Genomic DNA, 24,191 nt, shown 5'->3' with positions numbered 1-24,191 from the left:
CTATCTCCTTCCCCAGGTGGAGCGAATATGCGCTTCGATCTCACCATTCACGAGGTTCAGCGACTCCAGCGCCCGATCATAGGTTCCGCGTGTGAACTGCGACCGCTCGACTTCGTAGAGTGTCTGCTTGGTGACGCCGGCATCGGAAACGGCCGTCGACTTCACCATCGCGTTGTGGAGCATGCGATTGCCGAAGATCGCCCGCATGAAGCCGGTCATCTGGCTTTGCGGTCCGTCATTCGGTTCGAACCGCGTCACGAGGTAGCGCATCCAGTCATAGCTGGTGCGCCCGCCGGCCTTCTCGACGACAGACATCAACTCGCTGGTCATCGTCAGGAACTGCGACATCGACATGACGTCGAGCATCTGCGGGTGAACCGTGATCAGGACCGAGGTCGCGGCGCAGAGCGCCGACATCGTCAGGAAGCCAAGCTGCGGCGGGCAGTCGACGACGACGATGTCGTAAAGGCTTTCGATGTCGGTCAGCACCTCGCCGATACGGGCGAAGAACATCGTCTCCGCCGTACCCGATGCCATGGCCTTCGGCGTCTCGTGCTCGAATTCCATCAGTTCGAGATTGCCGGGAATGAGATGCAGGTTCGGCGTATAGGTGGCGCGCACGATGTCGGCGATCGGGCGCGGATCGTCATAGCGGATCGCGCCGTAGATCGTTTCGCCCTCCCCGACGTCGAATTCCGGCTGATGACCGAACAGGGCAGACAGGGAGGCCTGCGGGTCAAGGTCGACAGCGAGTACGCGATAGCCCCGGAGCGCCATGAATTGCGCGAAGTGGGCCGCGGTCGTGGTCTTGCCGGAGCCGCCCTTGAAATTCATCACCGAGACGATCTGGAGCTTTTCGCCCGGCCTGCGAGCGGGCACATATTTCGGCGTGCCGTTCCGTTCGTCGAGGACGCGCCGGATCCGGTCCATGTCGGTTGCACTATAAAGCCGGCGTCCGTTTGCCAGCGGATCCGGGCCATGGCCGTCGGCTGCCACCTGCCGGAGATAACCTTCGCCGATGCCGATGAAGGCCGCAGCCTCCGCCGGCGAAAATGTCCTGATCGTCTTTTGCGACAGCGGGGGAAAGATTTTGGCCTGATGCTGCTGAAGTTGATAGGATAACTCCTTCGCATCCGTTGCCAGAAGCGACGGAAGGTGCTCTTGATCGTCTTGAAGAGCAAGACTCGGCTGCATGATCTCTTTCCCGCGTAACTGCGCAATTTTGAACGAAAGCACTTCAGTTGCGCAGTTGCTATATGCCCCGATTCGTTGGCATTTTACAAACGCTTAACAAACAGCACCGTCCAGATCCCAAACGGCTAACCGAGTGAGATAGATTTCACTGCTTTGCAAGCCATCTCGACGGCGACATTCGATTGGCAGGCCGGTCGGAGTTCAAGTATGGCTGAAAGCCCGTGAAGCTTCAGAATAGCTTCCCCGGCCACCGTGGCCCGGATCCCCCATCGTGCCTCTCCGTTCTTTATAAACTGGACGATGAGCCACTGCCTGAGCCCACCGCTCTCGACGGAGGATAGCCTCCGCGTAGCGACCGAGCATTTTAACGAGCGGATAGAGGCTTCGAAGGAATTTCTCGATTTGGCTGAACATGCACGTGCCTGGGGCTACTGGAAAAGAGCAGCGTTTCTTTTTCATCAGACGGGGCGGCGGTGGTCCTGCGATTTTGATCCGGCGTTGCAGTAACGCAGGCGCGCTATTGCCGGTTGGCTGGGCTGCGGCCGTAAAGCAAAAGCATGGCGATGATGACGACGCCGTAGATGATCTGCCGCCCTGCCTCCGGCATTTGCATGACGGAGAGGATCGATTGCAGCAGCGTAATCAGGATCACGCCGGCAACGGTGCCCAGATAGGAGCCCTTGCCGCCGAGAATCGAGGTTCCGCCGAGGACGACGGCGGCGATCGAGGGCAGGAGATAAGAATCGCCCATGGACTGCGCCGCTTTCGAGGCATAGCCAGCAAGCAGGGCACCGCCGAAGGCGCTCAGCGCCCCTGAGGCAATGAAGGCGATCATGACGATCCGGCGGGTATTGATACCGGAAAGATAGGCGGCACTCTCCCGATTGCCGATACCATAGACGGACCGGCCGAATGTCGTGCGGTTAAGGACGAAGACCGTTGCGGCGCCAACGACCGCCCAGATGAGAACGGCATTGGGTAGCCCGGGCAGAAGGAAGCCGGTTGCCAGATAGCGCATCGCAACTGTTGCCGAATCCTGCGGCGAGAAGCCGCCAGTATAGACGACCATCAGTCCTTGCGCGACGGCGTTGGTCGCCAGGGTGATGATCATCGAGGGGATGCGCAAATAGGCGACGCCGATCCCGTTGGCGAGCCCGATCGCCATGCCGCAGGCAATGCCGAAGGGCATGGCCAGAGCTTCGCCGAGTGGGCCGTAAGCGGCAGCCGCGCACGCCATCATTCCGCCGACGGCGACAGACCACGGTACGGAAAGATCGATCTGGCCAAGCAGCACGACGATCATCATGCCTGTGGCGATGACGCCAAGAAAGGATGCGACCTTCAACTGCTGCAGGAGATATTCCGGCGACAGGAAACTCGCCGAATAGAAACTGCCGATGATGAGCAGAAGGAAAATGCAGGCGAAGGCGGTGACGATGGCCGGGTCCAGCCGATGCATGAACTTGGAAAGCAGGGTCACTGAGTGTTCTCGCATTAGGTTGTTCATCCGAACCATTCCAGGCGGTTGCGCACACGGAACAATGCGAACGCGCCAAGGCTCACCGCGACGAGCAGCACCACACCCTGGAACAGCGGCTGCCACAGTGGATCGAAATCGAAGACGAAGAGCAGGTCGCCGATGGTCCGGAAGGCGAGGGCTCCGAAGATTGCGCCGATCGCGCTGCCTCTGCCGCCGAACAGGGATACGCCGCCGAGCACCACCGAAGCGATTGAGAACAGCGTATAGGCATTGCCGCTCGCAAAGGCTGCCTCGCCGGTGAAGGTGAAGAAGGTGAGGAAGAGCCCGCCAATCGACGCAAGAAGACCGGCGAGCGCATAGGCGGTAAATTTCGCGCGGCGGATGGGCAGGCCGGACATATAAGCCGCGATCTCCGATGAACCGGAGGCATAGGCCGCCCGCCCGATCAGGGAGCGGCTGAACGGTACCCATATGACGAGCACGACGGCGATGAGAGCGACAAGGCTGGCCGGCAAGAGGTCGAAGACCTTGCCGGTCATGACGTCTGCGAGTTCCTCGTTGACCGATCCGCCGGGAAAGGGTCGCAGCAGGAGGGCAATGCCGAAGAACACAGCGCCGGTAGCGATCGTGGCAACGATCGGCTGCAACCGTCCATAGATGACGATCAGGCCGTTGAGCGCGCCGCAGGCAAGACCGGTTGCCAGGACGGCCATCACCCCAAGAGCAGTTTCAAGCGGCGAGCCGAGCACGAGCCAGGAGGCCAGCGCATTGGTCAGGATGAAGATCATCCCGACCGAGAGGTCGATGCCGGCGGTGATCACCACCAACGTCTGAGCCATCGCGACGAAGGCAAGCAGCACGCCCTTGTTCGCCGCGGTCTGCACGACATTGGCCGTCAGTCCGGCGGGATGATTGGAGACGTAGATTGCAAACATGACGAGGAATATGCCGGCTGCCATCAGCGTGCCGCGCCATTCGCCCAACCGGTAACGCCACTCCGTCATGCCGCGCTCCCCACATTCTCGCTGCCGACATTCAGTGCGCTCGCCACCAGCGCATGCTCGGTGATGCCGTCGCCCTTCAATTCGCGTCTGATGCTGCCGTTGTAGAAGACGAGAACGCGATCGCAGCAGCCGATCAACTCGCCGTAATCCGTCGAATAAAAGAGAATGGCTGCTCCCGCTTCGGCCAAGCGCCGCAGCAACTGATAGATCTCCTGCTTGGTGCCGACATCGATGCCGCGTGTCGGATCGTTGAGCAGAATGATCCGCGGCTTGCGCATCAGCCACTTGGCGATGACGACCTTCTGTTGGTTGCCGCCGGAGAGCGCTCCGACCGGAATGTCGAGACCTGCCGTCTTGATCGCCAGTAGCTGTACCATCTCCTCGATCAGCCGTTCTTCCTTTTCCTGATCTATCACCCACGCTCTGGACACCCGGTCCAGTACCGCAAAGGATAGATTTTCCCGGACCGTCATCGGCAGCATCAAGCCTTCCGTCTTGCGGTCCTCGGGGATGAGCGCCATGCCGATCTGTCCGGATTTTGCCGCTGCCGGGCTTGCGAGCGTAACCGCCTTGCCGTCGACAAGGACAGAACCGGTGGTCCCGCGCAGGACGCCAAAGAGCGCAAGCAGCAGCTCGCGCTGCCCTTGTCCATCCAGGCCTCCAAGGCCGACGACTTCACCACGCCCGACAGTGAGTGAAATGTCGTGCAGCGTATCCGCCCAGCCGAGCTTGCGGCATTCGAGGACCGGACGGACTTCATCCTTCGCAACCCGTTCCGGTTTCGGCGGAAAGGCGCGGCTGTATTCCCGACCGATCATCATTTCGACGATCTCGCCATCGCTGCGCGTGGCTGCCGGGAAACTCGCCACATTGCGGCCGTTGCGCAAGACCGTGCATTGATCCGCCAATTCGGCGATCTCCTGCATGCGATGAGAAATATAAAGGAGTGCCAGCCCTTCGGACCTCAGCCGCCGCAAAACGGAGAAGACCTCGGCGACATCGGCTGCCGTCAGTGCCGACGTTCCTTCGTCAAGAATGAGAATGCGCGGTTTCCAGGCGAGCGCCTTGGCGATCTCCACCAGTTGTCGGCGCGAGAGCGGCAGGTCCTTGACCAGCTCGCGCGGATGAATGTCGCTGGCGCCTGCCCGCGCGAGCATCTCCTCGGCGATGACGCGTTGCGCCTTGCGGTCAATCAGGCCGAAACGGCGCGGCGGAGCGGCGATAGAGATGTTGTCGGCAACGCTGAGGTCCGGGATCAGCGAGAGTTCCTGAAATACGCAGGTGACGCCGGCGGCGGAAGCTTCGGCCGGGGAGCGGAAGGTCACCGGATGCCCGTCAAGCAGCATGCGGCCTTCATCCGGCGCAACGACACCGGCCATGATCTTGATCAGCGTGGATTTGCCCGCGCCGTTCTCGCCGAGAATGGCGTGGATTTTCCCGGCTTCCACTGTGAGTTTGGCGTTTTCCAACGCATGCACGCCGCCGTAACGCTTCGATACACCGCTCATCTCAAAGAGCGGGGTTGCCGCCGGTTTTTCTGGTGCCGTCATGAATGTCCTCGGGGCAGGTGTTTCTCGCGCGCCGCGGGCAGAGCCGCGGCACGCCGCTCAAGTGATCCGGTTGGACCCCGGCCTATTGGTTTTCCTTCGACTGCCCCATGATCTCCTGTGCGGTGAAATTGATGCCGCAGGTCGGAAAAGCGTTGCCGACGAAGAAATTGTCCGACTGATCCGGATAGTAGTCCTGGCCCTCCTTGAAGTTCGGATCTTCGACGATTGCCAGCGGCAGCTTGATGGACTGCGGCACGACCTGTCCTTCAAGTGCTGCGATCGCCGTCTTGATGGCAACCGCCACCTGGGCAGGCCCGGTGCCGGCCGAGGAGCATTTCAGGCCTTCGCCAGCATATTTGGCGCAGAACTTACGGAAGCCGTTTTCGGTTTCGCCACCGAACGGCACGAATGGATGTTTGGCATCGATCATTGCCTGCACGACGCCGGTATCGCCGCCTTGCGCGGTGATGCCGTCGAACTTCTTGTGCACCGCTATCGCGTCGGCGGTGGCCTTCTGTGCCGTCGGGTCGTCCCACTTGCCTAGTACTTCGACCACATCCCACTTCTTGCCGGTGGCATCCAGGGTTTCGTGTATGCCGTTGTGGCGGTCGGTATCGACTGACGTTCCGGCAACCCCGCGCACCTCGAGAACTTTGCCGCCGTCAGGCAGGTGCTTTGCCAGCCAGTTAGCCCACAACACGCCCAGGCCCTTCTGATCGACGTTGACGTTGATTGCGTCTTGCGTATCGAGAATATTGTCGAAGGCGACCAGGACAACACCGGCCTGCTTGGCGCGCTTGATGACCGGTCCGAATGCCGTCGGATTCTGGGCATTGACGACGATGGCGTCGTAACCGGAATCGATGAAGTTGTTGATCGCCGAAATCTGCGCCGGGACGTCTTCACCGGTGGAAACGACCTTGAACTCCTTGAGTTTGGCGGCGACATCCGGCTGAGCGGCATAGGCTTTCGCCGTCTGGATCATCTGAATGCGCCAGGTGTTGGCGATATACCCATTGGCGAGCGCGATGCGATAAGGCCCGTCTTTTTTCGGAAATTTGAAGAACTTGGTATCCGCCGTCCACGGCACGAAGCAGTCAGGGTCGGCCGCAGGCCCGCTGACAATTTCCGGTTGGGCAAGAGCCGTGGAGTGGGAAAGCGTAAATGCAGCCGCGGCGAGAAGGCCGCCGACCAATGTCTTGTACATCGAATCCTCCCATTTGTTGCCATGTTCGGATCGGCATCGAATGGGTGTCGGAATCATCGACTGTCCGCTGCAGTTTGTTCTGCAGTCGGTTGCCGGTCCGGCAATGCATGTCGATACGCTATCCAAATGACGCCGGATGGGCTCCTCCCGAGGGCGTCACGCAGCCGATGGTAGCGCTGCCAATCACGATTGTAAAGAAGCACGCAATGACCTGATTAACGCGGATTCTCAGGCTCATCCGGAGCAGGTAGGGTCGCCGGGGCCTGTCCTGAAGCTGCTCCTTTGCCGCCGCGAATTCACTTCACACGATGCCGTGGCACTGGAGCTTGTCGTAGCAACGAAATTGCCCGATGCCCTGCCTCGAGCAAGCTCGAAGGTACCTAAGTCGCCCAAAGCTGCTAGCTTTCTGACGCAGAATGAAGGCACAATTGATCGAATAGAAAACCACATGCTGATCAATTTGAATGACTGGCCTGGGTGGGAAAGTTAACGACCAGGGGTGAGTTGAGAGAAGTCATCGGCGGAAGACTGCTCGACAACCTTACCATTTTGGACGTTGCCGGTGCATTGGCCGACAGCGGAACACGAGAATTTTATCACTTGGTTCGCGCCGCCAGATCAGTCGCGTTCGCGGCAATATTTGAATTGCCATCGACTACCGGTTATTTTCACGAACGATGTCGCTCGCGGAGGGAGGAGCGGATTTCTTGAGGAAAATTGGCAGGCGATGATCGATCTGGCCAAGGCGCGACAATGTCCTCTAATTTCGGTCACGCTCACCTCGACGAGCAGCAGTAAATACTCGACTAAACTGCCTAATCCCTGTTTGCAACGAGTGGCAAGGTCCCGTCATTCGGATGGCGGGATTCAGCCTGTCGTGCGGCGGAGACGAGACGTCGCCTTGCGCGGATCGAATGCCATTGTTGGTCGATCAGGACGCCGATGAGGATCACGCCACCCATGACGGCGAAGTTCAGCGACGAGGGAATGCCGAGCAGGTTCACAAGATTTTGCAACTCTTGCAGTAGGACTGTGCCCAGCACGACCCCGACGATCGATCCCTCACCGCCGCGGAGTGAAAAGCCGCCGAGCACGGCGGCGGCAATCGCGTAGAGCTCGTAGAACTGGCCATGGCTCGCCGGCGAGATCGACCGCGTGTACATAGAGAAGTAGATCGCCGAAAGCGCCGTAAGCAGTCCGCATATGACATAGGCCGTCATAACCAAACGGTCGGTCCGGATACCTGAATAGCGAGCAGCCTCTTCGTTCTTTCCAATCGCGTAAAGATAACGGCCGAACACAGAGCGATGAAGCACCAGCCACATGGCCACGGCAATGACGACCATAGCAATGAAGGTGCTCGGAATGCCATAGAACCGCCCCGCGGTCAGAAACTCAAGCTCCGGAAAATTCTGGCCGAAAGCAAATCCCGCCGTTCCGTCGGCCGTATAGAAGCGCGCTGCCCCGCGATAGATCAGGAGGCCGCAGAGGGTGACGACGAATGGCTGCAAGTTGAGCCGGGTTATGAGCCAACCGTGAACGGCGCCTATGACTGCGCCGAGCAGGAGAATGAGCGGTAGCGCCAGCATCCAGGGCATATCTTGTACGGCAATGAAATCGACGAACAGTACGCCAAGAAGCGCTACGAGGGAGCCCACCGAAAGCTCGATACCGCCCGTAATAATGACAAAAGCTTGCCCCATCGACAGGATGCCGAACAGGCCGATCAGGTTGGCGGTGTTCGCAAGGTTGATCGGCAGCAAGAAGCGCGGGTTGATGATGGCGACAACGACGCCGACAACGACGATCAAAAGCAGCAGTCCAAGATCTTTCTTGATCATTCGAGACCCATCCCCCGATACCCATTCATAATGGCCGCAGCCGCTATTTTACGCTTTTGCCGACAGCAAGCAAAAGGACGCTTTCCTGGCTGAATTCGTCCCCTTCGAGAATGCCGGCAATCTGGCCCTCGTGCATGACGGCGATGCGGTCAGAAACGCCAATCACCTCTTCCATGTCGCTGGAGATCATCAGGATCGCCACACCGGCATCGGCAAGCGCTCGCATCAGGCCATAGATTTCGTTCTTCGCGCCGATATCGATGCCGCGCGTCGGCTCATCGAAGATCATGACCCTCGGGCTCATCGACAACCATTTGGCTAGAACCACCTTCTGCTGGTTGCCGCCGGACAGAGTGCCGGTTCGCGTCGAAACTGAGGGCGCTTTGATACCGAGACGAACACGCTGCTTTTCAGCGGCCTCCATCTCCCGTTCAGAGGAGACCACGAAGCGATTAGAAATCCTGGGAAGATCGGCAAGCGTGATGTTCTGGGCGATCGGAAGATCCAGAAGAATGCCATTGCGCTTGCGATCCTCCGGCACCAGAAAGATGCCGCGGGCGACGGCGTCCCGAGCAGAACCGATCGCAATTTGGCGTCCGTCGTGCAGAATGGCTCCGCCGTAACTCCGATCGATGCCAAAGAGTACCCTTGCAAGCTCGGTGCGGCCAGATCCGACGAGGCCTGCAAGCCCCAGGATTTCGCCATATCTGATTTCCAGGTCAACGGGGCGGCCGGGATAGGCCGCCGTGCGCACGCCGCTTACCTTCAATGCAATTGAACCTGGCGAGCGCTGCGGCTTTGCCGTCCGCGCCGCGAGCAACCGGCCGATCATCAGCTTGACCATCTGATCATGGCCAATGTCCTTCTTGGCGAGGGTCCCCACGAGCGCGCCGTCGCGCAATACGACCACCCGGTCCGCTACGCGCTCAACCTCGTGGAGGCGGTGCGAGATGAAGATCACACTGATACCATCCGCTTTCAGCGATTTGATGATGTTCAGCAGCCGTTCGGTTTCGGCCAGCGGCAGGCTGGAAGTGGGTTCATCGAAGATGACAAGCCTGGCCTTGATCGACAGTGCCTTGGCGATTTCCACCATCTGCTGTTCGGCAAGGGAAAGCGCCGAAACGGGTGTATCGGCGGAAAAATGTGCCCCTACGCGCTTCAAGAGCGGGGTCACCATCTCGCGAAGCCGAGCGCGATCGACAAACTTGAAAGGTCCCGCTGTCAACGGCTCACGTCCCAGGAAGATATTGGCGGCAACGTCGAGATTGTCGAAGAGGTTGAGTTCCTGATGCACAAAGGCGATGCCGGATGCGATGCTCGACTCCACAGTCAGGTGGTGAAGCTCTGCGCCATCAAGCAGGATCGTGCCCCGATCCGGAGCGATCACGCCGCCGAGAATATTCATCAGCGTCGATTTCCCGGCCCCGTTCTCGCCGACCAAGCCGATGACCTCTCCCGGCAAGATGTCGAGCGACAACCCCTCAAGCGCGACGACACCTGGGAATGTCTTGCCAACGCCCGAAAGCGAAAGGAACGGCGTTGCTGGCGCGTCCGGTGACGAGATGTCTGAGCTATGGTTCATTGCCTGTCCATGACTGCGGATGCTACGGCATGAAACGTCTTTCGCGGCGAGGAGTACCCCGCCGCGAAAGAGAATTACTTGCCGGCCATGGCCTTCAGGTTAGCGGCATATTTATCAACGTCATCCTTGCCGATGATCACTGTCGGAATGATGATCAAGCCGTTGCTGGGAACACCTGATTTGTCGCCCTTGAGGTAGGCTGCCATCAGCTTCATCCCCTGATAAGCCCATTCGAATGGCTGCTGCACGACGGTTGCCGCGACCGTGCCTTCCTTGACGCCGCCGAGCGTGATCGGATCGTCGTCAAAGCCGACGACGGTGATTTGACCAAGCTTTCCGGCGTCGCGCAGCGCCTCATAGATGCGTGGCGTGTTATAAGAGTAGAAGCCGACCATGCAGGTGACGTCGGGGCTGGCCACCAAAGCATCCTCGACATTCTTTTTTGCGCGTGTCTGGTCGATATCGTCGCCGCGCACATCTATCAGCTCGATCTTCGTGCCCTTAAGCCCATCTTTCATGCCCTGAATGCGTTCCTTGGCGTTATCGGCTCCCAGGAGCCCGACAAAACCGATGCACTTGCCGCCATCCGGCATTGCCTTCTTCGCGATTTCGGCTGCCTGCAGACCCGCGTCGATATTTGATGAGCCGATATAAGCGACGCGGTTGGTCTGCGGAGCGTCGCTGTCGGTCGTGAAGAGAGCTGTTTGTGAGCCGATCTTGTTCAAGCCCTCGGTCTGAGTCTTGGGATCGACTGCGGAAACCATGATCCCCTTGACGCCAGCACTGACCAGGTCTTCCATCAGGCGCTGCTGGATGGCTACCGATGCCTGCTCAGGGTACTTCAGCTCCAGTTGGTAATCTGGCAATTCGGCCTGGGCCTTCTTCACGCCCGCTTCCGCAGCTTTCCAGAAGTCAGACGCTCCGTTGACGACGAAAGCAAGAGTCGGTTTGTCGGCGGCATTGGATATTGCAATCGGCGCCGCGCTCAGTATCAGCCCGGCAAGGAACAAGGCTGCATTCCGTTTCAGCTGTTTCATAATATACCTCCCGAGGGGCCGCAGTCGCATGGGCCCATTTGCGAATTGCGGCCGGCCGAATGCGCGCCCCCTCCTAGGGCCGCCGCAAAAGCGACGAGTGGCATAGGTTCCGATCGCCCTCCTGACGGTATACAAGAATCTTAATTAGTAAATAGTATTATCAATGCGCATCAAAACATTTCATCGCGGGCTAGTGAGGATGAAGTTTTAAAGTGAAGATTGCCAAGCGTTGCAGGTTCTCGCGCGATTGCCAGCACTTTCAGATAAGTGCTAATATTAATTACCTAAAACGCAACTTCTTCCAAGATCCGGAGATCTTTCCCCCGAATGCGAAAGCCTAAGGCCCAAAAGAATCCTGAAATGGATAAGCCCGCCCGCGTGACTATGATGGACATTGCCGCGGCGGCCGGCTGCTCACAGGCGGCTGTTTCCTTCGTGCTCAACGACACGCCCGGCACCCGCATCTCACAGCAGACTCGCGACCGCGTATTGGAGGCGGCGCGCGCTCTCGGCTATATGGGGACAAGCTATACCATGAAGGCCTCTTATTCGGGCCTGGACAACGTAATTGGTTTCGCCGTGGATCAGCTCGCTACCAGCCCGGAAGCGATCGTCGCGATCGAGGGCGCCCGCCAAGCGTCGTGGAATACAGGCAACGTGCTGTTGGTTACCCAAACGCTCGGTGATCCCGTCATGGAGCCAAAAGCAATCAGGGCGCTGACGAACGGGGGCATATCCGCACTCATATACATGACAATCTATACCAGAGAGGTCCAACTCCCTTCTTATGTCTTTGAACTCAACATCCCGACCGTATTGTTGAACTGCTACACGGCGGATCATACCTTTCCAGCCGTGGTGCCAAGTGAAATCGCCGGAGGCCAGAGCTCCACCCGGCATCTGATCACGCACGGCCACCATCGCATAGGGACGATCACTGGTGAAATCTGGATGCAGGCTGCACAAGACCGGCTGACGGGATACCGTCGCGCACTAGCGACCGCCGATTTACCCTTCGATCCAGAATTAGTCGTTGAAGGCGACTGGTCGGCCGGTGCCGGCTACGCCGCTACGATGCAATTGCTTGCTTTGCAGGAACCCCCGACCGCGATCTTCTGCCAGAACGATCGCACTGCAGTGGGATGCTACGAAGCGCTCAAAGATGCCGGGCTTCGCATTCCCCAGGACATGTCGGTGGTCGGTTACGACGACGAAGAAATTTCGAGACATCTGGTACCGGCACTGACCACTTCGGTCCTTCCGCACCTCGCCATGGGTCAGTGGGCAATTGAACATCTCAACCTGCAGACCATGCCCGGCAAGCGCTATCCAATTACGAAGCTCGAATGCTCGCTGGTCAATCGTCATTCCGTCGCTGCGCCGAGGGCCAAGGCGCGGCATATCTTCGACGGGGCACATGGGCCGCGATAGACTCGAGGTCGAGCCGGCGGGGCACTGCACGGTTGGAGCATGATCCCCGTCTCGGTCGGCATCATTCTCTGGTTGTTCAATAAACAGGATTCACGCTTTGGTGCGAAGGCCAAACCGGCTGTCGCCGACAGTGTTGGAGCCGCGCAAAAGCTTGGGCCTCCGCTGCAGGAGATTTGTTGAAATCTGCCATAACGCAGGTCTTCGCCTCAGGCACCGGGCGCGATCAATCTCAAAGAGGGAAAATAGCTGCAATAGCGGCCGCGATCTCGTGTCAGGAGTGGCAGCTGTTGCACGGCAGCGTGAGCACCGATGAAGAAATCAGGAAACACGCCGGTGCGCATCCCGCCTGCCTTGCGATACTGCGTGAAGACCTTGCCGGCAAGAAACAAAGCGGCTTTCGGCATCGAGATCATCTTGAGGCCAGCCTCTTCCAGGAAAGCCTCCAGCGCCTCGATTCTCTCGTACCGAACCGCAAGTTCGGCATAAATTACATCGTTGATCAGGAGAGGCCCCTCGATACTTGCCGTCTCGAGCTGCGCGATAGACCAGTCCGCCCATTCCGGGTCGTTTGTCACGAGGTCCAGGAGCACATTGGTATCGACGAGTGTCACGTTTCGCCGCGCGTCAAAGCCATGATGGCGTCGGTATCGAGACCCTTGCCGGAATGGCCGCGCAGTTTCTCGAAGCGGCTCGCCGGCCGTTTCTTGTCGGCGCAAGTCAGAACCACACTGCCGTCGGCAGCACGATGAAAATCGACCTGGCTGCCAGGAACGATGCCAAGCATGTCCCGTAGAGGCTTCGGAATGGTCACTTGCCCTTTCGCAGTAACGGTGGTGGTCATAGCGAACGCCTTCTGTAATACTCTCCAAGAAGAAGGTATTACTTCATTCGGCAAAATTCAAGATGGCCGCTAAGCCGCCATCGACCTGTAGAGCCAGTCGGAGAGCTTCTGGGTCGCCACGCGCGCCCCGACATGAGGCAGCAACACGTCACCGGTGAGTTCGACGCCGAAATACGAGGTGGAAGGATCGGTTATCACCTGTCGCTGGTCTTCGTTCGCGGCGAGATAGATCCGGGCGATGTCATCGATGCCGAACTGTTCGGGGCCGCCGATCTCGATGATGTTGCCCAAGGGATCTCCTGTCGCCAGTTCCGCCAGGAATGCCGCGACTTCATGAGCCGCGACCGGCCTCGCGGAGGCCGGAGGCAAACGAACGACGTTGCCCTCGGCGCCGATGTCGATCACGCCGTTGATGAATTCGTAGAACTGCGTCGAGCGGAGAATCGTGTAGGGACGAGCCGAGGCCCGAATGAGATTTTCCTGCACAGCTTTCGCGCGGAAATAATCGCTTTCGACCAGGCGCGGGGTGCCGACGATGGAAAGCGCGAGATAATGCCGGACGCGGGCTTCCGCCGCGGCGGCGAGCAGGTTCTTCGTCGATGCCTTGAAGAAATCGAGCGCCGAATTGTCGCCGAAGGATGCGGCATTGGTCACATCGACAACGACTTCGGCACCTGTCATTGCCGCTTCCAGGCCCTTGCCGGTCACCGTATCGACGCCGAGCGACAGAGATGCGGCCGTGACGTCGTGGCCCGAGCGTCGCAGATCCGCCGCCAGTTGCGTTCCGATAAGGCCGTTTGCTCCCGCTACCATGATTTTCATCTCGGCATCCTCTCACGCCTCGTCGACAATCCTCACACGGACCGAGAATGACCGGAACGCCGGCCACCATCCATCGTGCTTGAGGTTGGACGCCTGAGACGCAGGGCGTAGCGGAGCCAGCCCGAGGTCCAGGATGCGCCAGCGAAAAAATACATCCTTCCGGTTGCCCGTTCGGCGATCAAGTTTGCGGCTACATTCCCGCGCAATGCATAGATTTCCATGAGTTGCGGTTGTGGTGTTACAGGATTAGCGTTCGATCATGAGCTCGCCGGCCCCGAAATCGAAAACAAGCGCCGTAGGAAATGCTGACGATCCTCCGGTTTTCTCAACCCGGCAGGAGCGGCTGATGATGAACGTCTGGTCGTACCGCCCCAAGCCGTTGCACCTGGGTTTCTTTATCGCCGCCTATGTGCTCGCCTGCGGCTTTGCGCAATCTCTGGCAATCGTGCCTGGAACCGGCATTTCCATCTGGCCGGCGAGCGGGCTTTTCATCGCGACGCTCATTCTCAGTTCCGGATACAGCTGGCCCTGGTGGGTGCTGGGCGGCTGCCTGGCGGAGATGTTCAGCAATGTCCTGTGGTTTCACAGTCCACCGCTCGCCGCCTTCCTGATCTATGTCGGCAACGCTCTGGAAGCGGTGGCGGGCGCCTGGCTCGTGAACCGCACTCTGCAGCGGCCTGTGCGGCTGGAAAGCCTGCAGGAGGTGCTGACCTTCGTAGCGCTGGGCGCCGGAATTGCTCCGATCGTCAGCGCCACCATCGGAAGCGCCACGCTGGCGTGGTTTAGCATCCTGTCGCAATCCTTCGTGACGGCGTGGCCTCTCTGGTGGATCGGCGATGCGACCGGCGTTCTCATTATCGCCCCGCTGGCGCTTGTCGTACTCCACAGCTGGCGGGGCAGACCGCAGCTGTCGACCACGCAATGGATGGAGGCTTGCGTTCTCGGCCTCATCTTCCTCGCCGTCGCCGCGCTTTCGCTGAGCGGCTACCTTCCGTTCGCCTATATCATCATGCCGCCTCTCCTGTGGGCGGCGGTCCGCTTCGAGTTCAAGGGCGCGGCAATATCGCTCGTGCTGCTGGCACTGATTACGGCGGTCTTCACGATAACCGGCGCCGGTCAATTCGCGGGCGACCCGGAGTCCCAGAAGCACAAGCAGATCATGCTGCAGCTTTTTCTGGCCATCTCGGCGCTTTCGGCGCTTATCGTCGCCGCCATATCCCGCCAGCATCAACTGGCGTCGCTTTCGTTGCGACAAAGCGTTGAAGCATTGCGCGAACGGGAGCGCGAGCTCTCACAACTGGTGGACATGGTTCCGAGCCACGTCTGGCGTCTGACGCCCGAGGGCGAGCCGACCTTCTTCAACAAGCGCATGGTCGATTTCCTCGGCCTTGACGTGGCCGATTCCGACAAGCCGGATATGAGCCGGCTGGAAGCGGTACTTCAGGCCATCGTTCATCCCGACGACGCAGCCGAATTCCGGACAGCGCTTAGCCACTGCCTCGTCACCGGCGAAATCTTCGCCATGCGCTATAGGCTGCGCCGCGCCGACGGCGTGTATCGATGGATGTCGAGCCGCGCCGAGCCGCTGCGGGATCAGGCGGGCAACACCCTCCAGTGGTATGGGCTTTGCCACGACATCGACGATCAGGTCCGGGCCGAAGAGGCGGTCCGGCGAAGCGAACGGCAACTGCAGCAGATGATCGATGCCGTCCCGGTCCGCATCTGGAGCGTCGAGCCCACCGGCGGGGCGATCTATTTCAACAAGCGGTACCAGGACCATTTCCGCGCGGTCATTGCTGGTTTCGACACTCTCGGCGCGCCACGCATCGAAGAACTGCTGCAGCAGCTGATCCATCCCGACGACGCACCGGGCGTAGATCGCAAGTTGCGCGATTGCTTCGAAAGCGGCAGCGGCACTTCCATGCGGTTCCGCTGGCGCGAAAAGGATGGCGTCTATCGCTGGGCCGAATGCAGGGTAGAGCCCCGGCGCGACGATGACGGAGCGGTCGTGCAGTGGTATGGAGTTTCCCTCGATGTCGACGAAGAGGTGCGTGCGCTCGAGGCATTGCGTGACCGCGAGCGCGAACTCTCACAGCTCGTCGACATGGTCCCGGTTCACATTGCCCGCATGGCGCCCAATGGCGAGCCAACCTTCTTCAGCAGGCGCACATTGCAATCCATCGGGTTGGATGATGTCGCAGCCTGGGACAAACCCGATCTCAGCCGTTTGGCGGTGATCATCGGAGCAACCGTGCATCCCGACGATGGACCTCGCATGCGCGAGGTGCTCGGTCGTGCGCTCGCGACCGGCGGCCCTATACGATAAAGTATCGCCGGCGCCACGCCGACGGCGCGTATCGGTGGATGGAAGGGCGCGCAGAGCCGTTGCGGGATCAAAATGGAACGATCGTGCAATGGTATGCCGCTGCGATCGATATTGATGACGAAGTGCGTGCGCAACAGGCCCTGCGTGAGCGGGAGCGGGAGCTGTCACAGCTCGTCGACATCGTCCCCAGCCTTCTCTGGCGCTTGAATGCGGATGGCGAGCCGACTTTCTTCAACAAGCGGCTGATCAATTTTCTCGGCCCGGACATTGCAGACACAGAAAAGCCCGGCATGAACCGGCTGTCCGCCATAATAGAAGCCGCCATCCATCCCGACGATGCGGAGAGCCTCTCCGAGGCGCTAAAGCATTCCTTCGCCACCGGCGAGCGCTTCTCGAAACAGTATCGCCTGCGGCGCGCTGACGGCGTCTACCGCTGGGTCAGAGGTAGCGCCGAACCGCTCAGGGACGAGAGCGGGCAAATCATACAGTGGTACGGCCTCACGCATGACATCGACGATCAATTGCGCATCGAGCAAGAGCTGCGGGAAAGGGAACGTTCGCTCTGGCAAATCGTTGAAACGCTGCCGGCGATGATCGATTGCGCGGCCCCGGACGGAGAGCCGGTCTATCGCAACCCTCAGCTCCGCGACTTCCTCGGCTATAAGCTCGAAGAGCTTGATGGAACGGGAAAAACCCGGCTGGACGGGACCCTCGATGCCGGCGTTCATCCCGACGACGTGGCGAGTGTCAAAGCGGACTATGCCCATTCGTTGCGCACCGGCGAGCCCTATGCACGACGGCACCGCCTGAGGCGGTTCGATGGAGAATATCGCTGGGTCGAGACACGTGCCGCGCCGATGCGCAATGCCGAAGGCGTGATCGTCCAGTGGAATGTCATCTGCCTTGATATCGACGGTGAGGTTCGGACGGAGGAAGATCTGCGTCAGGCGCGGGAAGGCCTTGCACGGGCGAGCCAGGTGGCAAGCCTTGCCGAGCTTTCGGCCTCCATCGCCCATGAGGTGAACCAGCCGCTGGCGGCCGTCGTCGCAAATTCACACGCCTGCCAACGATGGCTCATGGCCGAACCGCCGAATATGGAGCGGGCCCAAAGGACAATCGAGCGCATCATTCGAGACGCCAACTCGGCCGCGGATGTCGTTAGCCGGATCCGCGCCCTGTTCAAGCAATCAGCCGACAGGAGGGTTCATACGACGATGCCTGACATCGTCAGCGAAGCGCGCAACCTCATGGCAGACGAGATGGCGCGCCGTCACGCCCGCATGGTGTTGCAGATCGACGGCAAGCTCCCACCAATTCCCATCGATCGCACCCAGATCCAGCAGGTTCTGATCAATCTCATTCGCAACGGCATAGAAGCGATGGACGCTGTTGCCGGCGACAGGGTGATCGAGGTGCGCGTGCGTCACATCGGCAATGCCGTGCAGACGGAAATCAGCGATCATGGCCAGGGGATCGAGTTTCCCGAAAAAATGTTCGAGCCGTTCTTCACGACGAAGGAAGATGGCATGGGCATGGGCCTGGCGATCTGCCGCTCGATCGTCGAACTGCATGGCGGACGGTTGTGGGCGGAGCAGAACAATCCGCGCGGAGCAACGTTGATCTTCACATTGCCCATTGAAACACAGGCGGCGTCATGACGGCGGACGACCATATTGTCTTCATCGTCGATGACGATGAACGGATCCGCGAGGCGCTCGGCGAGCTGCTGGACTCGCACGGCATACGCGCCGTCGCCTTCGAGTCCGCCTGCCACTATGTGAAAGCGGACAAGCCGGATGTTCCCGCCTGCCTCATCCTCGATATCGAACTGCCCGATATCAACGGCCTCGAATTGCAGAGGCAGATCGCCGACGTCGATCATCCGCCGATCGTCTTCGTCACCGGACATGGCGATATCCCCTCCTCCGTGCGCGCCATCAAGCGCGGCGCAGTGGATTTCCTGACGAAGCCGTTCAGCGACGAGGATCTCATGGCGGCAATCCAGGCGGCGATCGCCCAGGATCGGGAAAAGAGGGCCGAGCGCGCCGAACTCGGCATGCTGAGGCAACACTATCTCGACCTGACGCCGCGCGAACGCGAGGTGCTGCCGCTCGTCGTCAGCGGCCTTCTCAACAAGCAGGCGGCCGCGGAATTGGGGATCAGCGAAGTCACACTGCAGATCCACAGAAGAAACGTGATGCAGAAGATGGCGGCGGCATCGCTCGCCGATCTCGTGCGCATCGCGGAGAAACTGGAAATACCGATAACCCACTCGCGCCGGGTGGGAGGGAATTGAACATGAACAAGACAAGACATGTCGTGGCCATTGTCGATGACGATCCAAGGCTCCTTGAATCGATGAGCGACCTTCTGGAATCGGCGGGCTATGTCGCCCGCAGCTTCTCGTCGGCAGGCTCGCTGCTCGTCAACGGGCTGTCGGACCTGGATCTGCTCATCACCGATATCGGAATGCCCGGCATAGACGGCTTCGAACTTCGCGATCTCGTCAGGAAGTCACGCCCGGAGCTGCCGGTTTTCCTGATTACGGGCCGCCACGAGATCGCGGATCAGGGCCGCGCTCAAGGCGCCGGCGGATTCTTCCGCAAGCCATTCGATGCCCAGGCCCTGATCGCGGCCATCGCCAATGCCTTACACAAATCGAGAGATGGAGGGTGACATGAGGGTTGACCAGCCGTTCGTTCGTAGATCGGCGCCTTTGTCAGCGCAGCGTGAACGTGAAGAGGATCAGCCGCTCGTCATGATCGTGGACGACGACGCATCCATTCGCGAGGCGCTGTCGGAGCTGATCCTGTCGGCCGGTTTTCAGCCGGTCAGCTTTGCTTCGACGCGCGAGCTGCTCGACGCGGATATATTGGACAGACCAGGTTGCCTGATCCTCGATGTGCGCATGCCGGGGGTAAGCGGTCTCCACCTGCAGAGCCATCTGGCCGAGAACGGCATCGCCAAGCCGATCATCTTCCTGACCGGCCATGGCGATATCCCGATGACCGTCCAGGCGATGAAAGCCGGCGCCGTGGATTTCCTCACCAAGCCGGCGCGGGATCAGACGCTGCTTGATGCCGTAACCGCCGCCATTTCAATGGACGGCGAACGACGGGCGGAAGCAGCGATCGCCAATCGCAATATCGAACGGCTGGAGACGCTGACGCAGCGCGAGCGCGAGGTTCTGCACCAAGTGGCACGCGGGCGCCTCAACAAGCAGATCGCCTTCGATCTCGGCATCAGCGAAGTGACGGTTAAGCTGCATCGCAGCAATGTCATGCACAAGATGGAGGCCGCCTCCATCGGCGAACTGATCCGAGCCTGGGAAACATTGCCGGCACAGATGCGTCAGGCTGGGGCGCGTTAGCTTTTAATCAAGGAGCCAAGAACGCTGGCTGTCCATTTGATGCAGGCCGTATCCGATTCGCGCCAAAAAAGACGATGCGGCGCCGGGTAATGGGTTTCGGCCCCGCACGCTTGCGTTATCTCTAAATTAAAGTTCGGGGATATGACATCGTACCCGGCTTTGGTTCCCCAAAGGAGATCTCGCCTTGAACAATCAATCGTCAGTCGCGCCTTCCCCTAAAACCAATGCCTTCGACACCGAAGCAACCTTCCTGTCGGCTATCGGGAATTCCAAACGGCTTCACATTCTGCATCTGTTGACCGAAGGAGAAATGTCCGTAACCGTCCTGGCTGACGAAGTGGGATTGAGCCAATCTTCGACGTCTCAGCATCTGGCAATTCTTCGAGACCAGGAACTCGTGCAAACACGAAGGGCTGCGCAGACGATCTACTATTCACTTCAATCTGAGGGGGTCAGGGCAATGCTAGATACGCTCGCGGACATCTTCGGATCGCATCGTAGTACGGCCACAGAACGTGCCCGAGCCGTGGGCACCTGACGCCAATGGCGGAACGCTCACGCTGCCGCTCATGATTGGTCTTCAATTCTGCTGACATGCCCCTCGACCACGTCGATCGCTGATGGACGTTTGATGTACGCCTCCTAGACCACGGTGTGATTACGCCTCCATTGCGAATGGAGATAATGAATCACATCAGGAACGGAACCAACGGCCCGGAGCATGGAGGCGATCATGGACGTATATGAGGCAGTCACAAGCCGACGGTCGGTGCGCGGATTTAAAGACAAGCCTGTGGCGATGGAAATACTTGAGCGCGTGCTGGCCGCCGCGGCTTGGTCGCCGTCAGGATCGAACATCCAGCCGTGGAATACCTACGTGATGACCGGTGCGCCGCTGGCCGAACTCAAGACATCAGCCGTCGAGCGTGTGGCGCATGGCGACGCCTGGGACAAGCGGCAGTACGAGATGTACCCCTCCGTGCTGAAGCCCCCCTACGGCGAGCGCCGCTCCGCCTTCGGCAAGGAGCGCTACAGCGCGCTCGGCATTGCGCGCGAGGACTGGGAGGCGCGCCAACGGGCAGCAATCGCCAACTGGAACTGCTTCGGCGCGCCCGCCGCCCTGTTCTGCTACATCGACCGCGACCTGGGCCTGCCCCAATGGGCCGACGTCGGCATGTATCTGCAGACCGTCATGTTGCTGCTCCGCGCCGAAGGACTGCACAGTTGCCCGCAGATGGCGTGGTCGCAGGTTCGCGAGACGGTCGCCGAGGTCCTGTCACCCCCGGACGGACTGATCCTCTTCTGCGGCATGTCGATCGGCTACGAAGACCCTGCCGTAAGTTACGCCCGTACGGGCCGCGCCCCGCTGGCCGAAACGGTCACCTTCATCGGCGAATAGTTGCTTGCACTTAAAGAACAGAGACCCTGTCGAGAATTCCGCGTATGATAGGTCCCTTATCATGCGGGATACTGGAGAACGCCATGACCACGCATAAAGTAGGCTATCTTATCGGCAGCCTCGCCAAGGGCTCGATCAACCGCAAGCTCGCCAAGGCGTTGGTGCGCGTTGCCCCGCCGGAACTTGAAATGTCGGAGATCTCCTTCAAGGACCTGCCACTCTACAGTTACGATTACGACGCCGACTACCCTCCGGCCGGCAGAGCATTCAAGGCGGCAATCGCGGCCGTCGACGCCGTGCTGTTCGTGACGCCCGAATACAATCGGTCCATCCCCGGCGGATTGAAAAACGCAATCGATTGGGCGAGCCGCCCCTACGGCACCAACTCGTTCACACGCAAGCCGTCGGCGGTCATCGGCACGTCGCCGGGCGCGATTGGCACAGCCGTCGCACAGCAGAATTTGCGCAGCGTGCTCAGTTTCTGCAACTCTCCGCAGATGAATGCTCCGGAAGCCTACATCCAATTCACTCCGGGGCTGATCACCGATGACGGCGAGGTCACCAACGAGAGCACCGCCGATTTCCTGCGTACATTCATGAAGGACTTCCATGCCTTCATCGCAAGGGTTCGCTCAGTACTGCCGAAAGACGCCTAGACAAGCGCAGAGAATGAACGAGCGGAGTTGACGTCAATCCAGCCGCCACAATCCCATTGTGTGAAACTCACCGACAGCCTGAGACAGGCGATCGGCAAACCCTTTCCGCACGCGTGGGTAGCATTGGTGTATTGAGCCTTGGGCAAGGGCAGGTGGTCTTGTTCACGTCGAGCAAAACCGCTGCAGACTTTGGCCGGAATTGTTCTACAGCCGATTGGCGCGCAACAAGGTGGCTCGCGACAGATATCCCGCAAGCGTCCCATCGGGTGACCTGACATGGAGGCCCGGCATCTCGCCGGAGAGGATGAGCGCCAAGGCATCGTGAACCGTGGCATCAGCGGCAATCTCGGCATCGCCGTTGGACGGTTCCGGGGCGGTCATGATCGTCGATACGGCAATCAAGCTCAGCCTCTTTATCGCTCGGTCAGGGCCGAGGAAGTTCTCGACGAATTCGTTGACGGGACGCGCAAGAATCTCCTGCGGGCTATCATACTGAAGAAGGCGGCCATCCCGCATGATCGCAATGCGATCGCCCATCTTAATGGCCTCGTCGAGGTCATGCGTGACGATGACGACGGTCTTCTTCACCTTCCTCAGAATGTCGCGGAATTCGTCCTGAAGCCTAACGCGGGTGATCGGGTCGATCGCGCCGAAAGGTTCGTCCATCAGCATGATTGCTGGGTCTGCTGCGAGCGCACGCGCGAAACCGACGCGCTGACGCTGCCCGCCCGACAATTCGTGCGGCAGGCGCTGCCGCATGATGGCCGGATCAAGACCGACGAGATCCAGGAGCTCGTCGACGCGGCGATCGCTGCGCGCCTTTTCCCAACCGAGAAGCCGCGGGACGGTCGCGACATTGCGTGCGATCGACATATGCGGAAACAGACCGACCTGCTGGATGACATAGCCGATGCTGCGGCGGAGCTCCTTCTGATCGACCCTGGCTATATCTCTTCCGTCGACCAGCACGCGTCCCGTTGTCGGCGTCTCCAACTGATTGATCATCCGCATGGTCGTGGTCTTGCCGCAGCCCGAAGGACCAATCAGGGCAACCGTCGTGCCGGTCTCGATCAGCAGATCGAGATTGTCGACCGCATGCGGGCCGCTTCCGTCGTATTTCTTGGTAACATGATCGAGATGAATCATCCTGATATCCGCTTTCGGCCGCTCAGCGCCGTTGAGTGAAGAGGCGTTCCAGGGCGCCGAAGGCCAATTCCGCAAAGATTGCGAGCAGGGCTATCGGCACCGCTCCGACGAGAAGGCGCGGCATGTTCATGATCGCAATGCCGGCATTGATGAAATCGCCAAGCCCGCCGCCGCCGATGAAGGAGGCTAGCGCCGCCCCACCGATGACCTGGATGGCGCCCGTCCTGACGCCCGACAGAATCGCGGGAACGGCCAGGGGAAGTTCGATCTCCCACAGCATCTGTCCGGCGCTGATGCCCATTCCATCCGCCGCATCGATCACCGAGGCGTCGATCTCGCGGATGCCGATGATCGTGTTCAACAATAGCGGCGGCACGGCCAGGACGATGAGGGCGATCACCGACGGCAGCAATCCGATGCCGAGAAAAGGCATCGTCGCCGACAGGATCGCAAGGCTGGGGATGGAGCGCAAGGCGCCGGCAATATTGACCACCGCAAAGGCGGCGCGCGGTGCCCGTGCGACGACAAATCCGAGCGGCACCGCGATGACGAAGGCGATGCCGAGCGATAGGACGCACATCAGAAGATGGCGATTGAAAGCATTGAGGAAGGTACCGGAATTGTTGAAGATCCAGCTGAATGCATCGATGAGGATCATGCTATCTTCCCTCCGCTGCGCCGTCGCAGCAGCTTTTCGAGGGAGGCAAAACAGTAGTCGGCAAAGAGCGCCAGAAATGACGTCAGCAGCCCGCCTGCGATGATCTTTTCAGGAAAGCGCTGGTCGATGCCTTCGAAAATGATGACGCCGAGCCCGCCGGCATTGATATAGGCGGCAACAGTCGCAATGCCGATGACCGTCACCATGGCAATGCGAAGCCCGCCGACGATATAGGGCACTGCCAGCGGCAGTTCGACTTCCCAGATCCGCCGCGCCGTGCCGTAGCCCATGCCATCGGCAGCCTCCAATATGTCACGCGGAATAGCCTGAAACCCCATGCCGATATTGCGAATCAGGATCATCAGCGAATAGGCGGCAAGACCGGTTATGGCGGGTGCCGCACCGATGCCCATGATGGGAATGAGAAGCGCAAACAGCGCCAGGCTCGGCACCGCGAACAGGATACCAGTGAAGATGACGATCACGGCAAAGCTCCGCGGCCGCCTTGCCGCCCATATCCCGACGATCAGCGAGATCACCAGGGCAATGCCGACCGAGGAAAGAACGAGATAGAGGTGCTCCAACAGTGCTTCGAATAGCCGGTCGAGATGTTTAGGGACCCATTTCATCGTCGAGACCTCCGC

21 protein-coding genes and 1 pseudogene are annotated in these 24,191 nt (G+C 59.8%); 8 read left to right on the top strand and 14 right to left on the bottom strand.

Annotated features, from left to right (window positions below; genetic code table 11):
• From repA to GGD53_RS12880, 8 genes are all read right to left on the bottom strand, one after another.
• Window positions 1-1,194 (bottom strand): plasmid partitioning protein RepA, encoded by a 1,194-nt coding sequence (gene repA, locus GGD53_RS12915; RefSeq protein ID WP_184456495.1) that lies wholly within the window; start codon window positions 1,192-1,194, stop codon window positions 1-3.
• 517 nt (window positions 1,195-1,711) lie between these two features.
• Complete coding sequence (locus GGD53_RS12910; RefSeq protein WP_184456493.1) at window positions 1,712-2,701, bottom strand: ABC transporter permease; 990 nt, start codon at window positions 2,699-2,701, stop codon at window positions 1,712-1,714.
• Window positions 2,698-3,678, bottom strand: a complete 981-nt coding sequence (locus GGD53_RS12905) for an ABC transporter permease (RefSeq protein WP_184456491.1) — start codon at window positions 3,676-3,678, stop codon at window positions 2,698-2,700. The genes GGD53_RS12910 and GGD53_RS12905 overlap by 4 nt, the downstream gene beginning before the upstream one ends.
• Window positions 3,675-5,228 (bottom strand): sugar ABC transporter ATP-binding protein, encoded by a 1,554-nt coding sequence (locus tag GGD53_RS12900; protein ID WP_184456489.1) that lies wholly within the window; start codon window positions 5,226-5,228, stop codon window positions 3,675-3,677. Before GGD53_RS12900 ends, GGD53_RS12905 begins: the two co-directional genes overlap by 4 nt.
• An 82-nt stretch (window positions 5,229-5,310) precedes the next feature.
• Entirely contained in the window at window positions 5,311-6,435 is a 1,125-nt protein-coding gene (locus tag GGD53_RS12895) for a sugar ABC transporter substrate-binding protein (protein WP_184456487.1), read from the bottom strand.
• Between the two features lie 815 nt (window positions 6,436-7,250).
• Entirely contained in the window at window positions 7,251-8,276 is a 1,026-nt protein-coding gene (locus GGD53_RS12890; protein WP_184456484.1) for an ABC transporter permease, read from the bottom strand.
• A gap of 43 nt (window positions 8,277-8,319) precedes the next feature.
• Window positions 8,320-9,861: a sugar ABC transporter ATP-binding protein gene (locus GGD53_RS12885; protein WP_184456482.1), complete on the bottom strand. Its 1,542-nt coding sequence runs from the start codon at window positions 9,859-9,861 to the stop codon at window positions 8,320-8,322.
• Window positions 9,862-9,935: 74 nt separating this feature from the next.
• The gene (locus tag GGD53_RS12880; protein WP_184456612.1) at window positions 9,936-10,898 is read right to left on the bottom strand and encodes a sugar-binding protein; all 963 of its coding nucleotides are present in this window, start codon (window positions 10,896-10,898) and stop codon (window positions 9,936-9,938) included.
• A gap of 327 nt (window positions 10,899-11,225) precedes the next feature.
• Between GGD53_RS12880 and GGD53_RS12875 the strand changes: the two genes are divergently transcribed.
• On the top strand, window positions 11,226-12,329 hold the full coding sequence (locus GGD53_RS12875) for a LacI family DNA-binding transcriptional regulator (RefSeq protein WP_184456480.1): 1,104 nt from the start codon (window positions 11,226-11,228) through the stop codon (window positions 12,327-12,329).
• Window positions 12,330-12,535: 206 nt separating this feature from the next.
• On the opposite strand, the gene GGD53_RS12870 is transcribed toward GGD53_RS12875, so the two are convergent.
• The 3 genes from GGD53_RS12870 to GGD53_RS12860 form a co-directional block, all read right to left on the bottom strand.
• The gene (locus tag GGD53_RS12870; RefSeq protein WP_184456478.1) at window positions 12,536-12,940 is read right to left on the bottom strand and encodes a PIN domain-containing protein; all 405 of its coding nucleotides are present in this window, start codon (window positions 12,938-12,940) and stop codon (window positions 12,536-12,538) included.
• Window positions 12,937-13,170: an AbrB/MazE/SpoVT family DNA-binding domain-containing protein gene (locus tag GGD53_RS12865; protein WP_184456476.1), complete on the bottom strand. Its 234-nt coding sequence runs from the start codon at window positions 13,168-13,170 to the stop codon at window positions 12,937-12,939. The genes GGD53_RS12870 and GGD53_RS12865 overlap by 4 nt, the downstream gene beginning before the upstream one ends.
• A 69-nt stretch (window positions 13,171-13,239) precedes the next feature.
• Window positions 13,240-13,992, bottom strand: a complete 753-nt coding sequence (locus GGD53_RS12860) for an SDR family oxidoreductase (RefSeq protein ID WP_184456474.1) — start codon at window positions 13,990-13,992, stop codon at window positions 13,240-13,242.
• Window positions 13,993-14,338: 346 nt separating this feature from the next.
• Here GGD53_RS12860 and GGD53_RS12855 point away from each other — a divergent pair.
• The 7 genes and pseudogenes from GGD53_RS12855 (at window position 14,339) to GGD53_RS12825 (ending at window position 21,743) form a co-directional block, all read left to right on the top strand.
• Window positions 14,339-17,976: pseudogene (locus GGD53_RS12855) on the top strand (PAS domain-containing protein).
• A complete protein-coding gene (locus tag GGD53_RS12850) occupies window positions 17,973-18,614 on the top strand; it encodes a response regulator transcription factor (RefSeq protein WP_184456472.1) in 642 nt (213 codons plus the stop codon). Before GGD53_RS12855 ends, GGD53_RS12850 begins: the two are co-directional and overlap by 4 nt.
• A gap of 2 nt (window positions 18,615-18,616) precedes the next feature.
• Window positions 18,617-18,994, top strand: a complete 378-nt coding sequence (locus tag GGD53_RS12845; RefSeq protein WP_184456470.1) for a response regulator — start codon at window positions 18,617-18,619, stop codon at window positions 18,992-18,994.
• Window position 18,995: 1 nt separating this feature from the next.
• Entirely contained in the window at window positions 18,996-19,688 is a 693-nt protein-coding gene (locus GGD53_RS12840) for a response regulator transcription factor (RefSeq protein ID WP_184456468.1), read from the top strand.
• A gap of 184 nt (window positions 19,689-19,872) precedes the next feature.
• Window positions 19,873-20,226, top strand: coding sequence for an ArsR/SmtB family transcription factor (locus tag GGD53_RS12835; protein ID WP_184456466.1), 354 nt, complete (start codon window positions 19,873-19,875; stop codon window positions 20,224-20,226).
• 195 nt (window positions 20,227-20,421) lie between these two features.
• Complete coding sequence (locus GGD53_RS12830) at window positions 20,422-21,087, top strand: nitroreductase (protein ID WP_184456464.1); 666 nt, start codon at window positions 20,422-20,424, stop codon at window positions 21,085-21,087.
• A gap of 83 nt (window positions 21,088-21,170) precedes the next feature.
• Window positions 21,171-21,743: an NADPH-dependent FMN reductase gene (locus GGD53_RS12825; RefSeq protein ID WP_184456462.1), complete on the top strand. Its 573-nt coding sequence runs from the start codon at window positions 21,171-21,173 to the stop codon at window positions 21,741-21,743.
• Window positions 21,744-21,947: 204 nt separating this feature from the next.
• Here GGD53_RS12825 and GGD53_RS12820 read toward each other — a convergent pair whose 3' ends face one another.
• The 3 genes from GGD53_RS12820 to GGD53_RS12810 are packed head-to-tail and all read right to left on the bottom strand — an operon-like array spanning window position 21,948 to window position 24,176.
• Window positions 21,948-22,889 carry an ABC transporter ATP-binding protein gene (locus GGD53_RS12820; protein ID WP_184456459.1) on the bottom strand — a complete coding sequence of 314 codons (942 nt, stop codon included), beginning with the start codon at window positions 22,887-22,889 and terminating at the stop codon, window positions 21,948-21,950.
• 22 nt (window positions 22,890-22,911) lie between these two features.
• A complete protein-coding gene (locus GGD53_RS12815) occupies window positions 22,912-23,547 on the bottom strand; it encodes an ABC transporter permease (RefSeq protein WP_184456457.1) in 636 nt (211 codons plus the stop codon).
• On the bottom strand, window positions 23,544-24,176 hold the full coding sequence (locus GGD53_RS12810) for an ABC transporter permease (protein ID WP_184456455.1): 633 nt from the start codon (window positions 24,174-24,176) through the stop codon (window positions 23,544-23,546). The genes GGD53_RS12815 and GGD53_RS12810 overlap by 4 nt, the downstream gene beginning before the upstream one ends.
• Window positions 24,177-24,191: the final 15 nt, after the last annotated feature.

Source organism: Rhizobium aethiopicum (assembly GCF_014197535.1).
Lineage (GTDB): Bacteria > Pseudomonadota > Alphaproteobacteria > Rhizobiales > Rhizobiaceae > Rhizobium > Rhizobium aethiopicum_A.
The sequence above is the reverse complement of the archived record's forward strand: the minus strand, read 5'-3'. Positions and strand labels throughout refer to the sequence as shown.

What these genes read in the sequence shown, in the direction of transcription:
- GGD53_RS12905 (WP_184456491.1), bottom strand. Translation starts at nt 3,678, where the DNA reads ATGACGGAGTGGCGTTACCGGTTGGGCGAATGGCGCGGCACGCTGATG.
- GGD53_RS12885 (WP_184456482.1), bottom strand. Translation starts at nt 9,861, where the DNA reads ATGAACCATAGCTCAGACATCTCGTCACCGGACGCGCCAGCAACGCCG.
- GGD53_RS12845 (WP_184456470.1), top strand. Translation starts at nt 18,617, where the DNA reads ATGAACAAGACAAGACATGTCGTGGCCATTGTCGATGACGATCCAAGG.
- GGD53_RS12830 (WP_184456464.1), top strand. Translation starts at nt 20,422, where the DNA reads ATGGACGTATATGAGGCAGTCACAAGCCGACGGTCGGTGCGCGGATTT.
- GGD53_RS12880 (WP_184456612.1), bottom strand. Translation starts at nt 10,898, where the DNA reads ATGAAACAGCTGAAACGGAATGCAGCCTTGTTCCTTGCCGGGCTGATA.
- GGD53_RS12890 (WP_184456484.1), bottom strand. Translation starts at nt 8,276, where the DNA reads ATGATCAAGAAAGATCTTGGACTGCTGCTTTTGATCGTCGTTGTCGGC.
- GGD53_RS12900 (WP_184456489.1), bottom strand. Translation starts at nt 5,228, where the DNA reads ATGACGGCACCAGAAAAACCGGCGGCAACCCCGCTCTTTGAGATGAGC.
- GGD53_RS12815 (WP_184456457.1), bottom strand. Translation starts at nt 23,547, where the DNA reads ATGATCCTCATCGATGCATTCAGCTGGATCTTCAACAATTCCGGTACC.
- GGD53_RS12825 (WP_184456462.1), top strand. Translation starts at nt 21,171, where the DNA reads ATGACCACGCATAAAGTAGGCTATCTTATCGGCAGCCTCGCCAAGGGC.
- repA (WP_184456495.1), bottom strand. Translation starts at nt 1,194, where the DNA reads ATGCAGCCGAGTCTTGCTCTTCAAGACGATCAAGAGCACCTTCCGTCG.
- GGD53_RS12850 (WP_184456472.1), top strand. Translation starts at nt 17,973, where the DNA reads ATGACGGCGGACGACCATATTGTCTTCATCGTCGATGACGATGAACGG.
- GGD53_RS12810 (WP_184456455.1), bottom strand. Translation starts at nt 24,176, where the DNA reads ATGAAATGGGTCCCTAAACATCTCGACCGGCTATTCGAAGCACTGTTG.
- GGD53_RS12860 (WP_184456474.1), bottom strand. Translation starts at nt 13,992, where the DNA reads ATGAAAATCATGGTAGCGGGAGCAAACGGCCTTATCGGAACGCAACTG.
- GGD53_RS12910 (WP_184456493.1), bottom strand. Translation starts at nt 2,701, where the DNA reads ATGAACAACCTAATGCGAGAACACTCAGTGACCCTGCTTTCCAAGTTC.
- GGD53_RS12865 (WP_184456476.1), bottom strand. Translation starts at nt 13,170, where the DNA reads ATGACCACCACCGTTACTGCGAAAGGGCAAGTGACCATTCCGAAGCCT.
- GGD53_RS12820 (WP_184456459.1), bottom strand. Translation starts at nt 22,889, where the DNA reads ATGATTCATCTCGATCATGTTACCAAGAAATACGACGGAAGCGGCCCG.
- GGD53_RS12875 (WP_184456480.1), top strand. Translation starts at nt 11,226, where the DNA reads ATGCGAAAGCCTAAGGCCCAAAAGAATCCTGAAATGGATAAGCCCGCC.
- GGD53_RS12840 (WP_184456468.1), top strand. Translation starts at nt 18,996, where the DNA reads ATGAGGGTTGACCAGCCGTTCGTTCGTAGATCGGCGCCTTTGTCAGCG.
- GGD53_RS12895 (WP_184456487.1), bottom strand. Translation starts at nt 6,435, where the DNA reads ATGTACAAGACATTGGTCGGCGGCCTTCTCGCCGCGGCTGCATTTACG.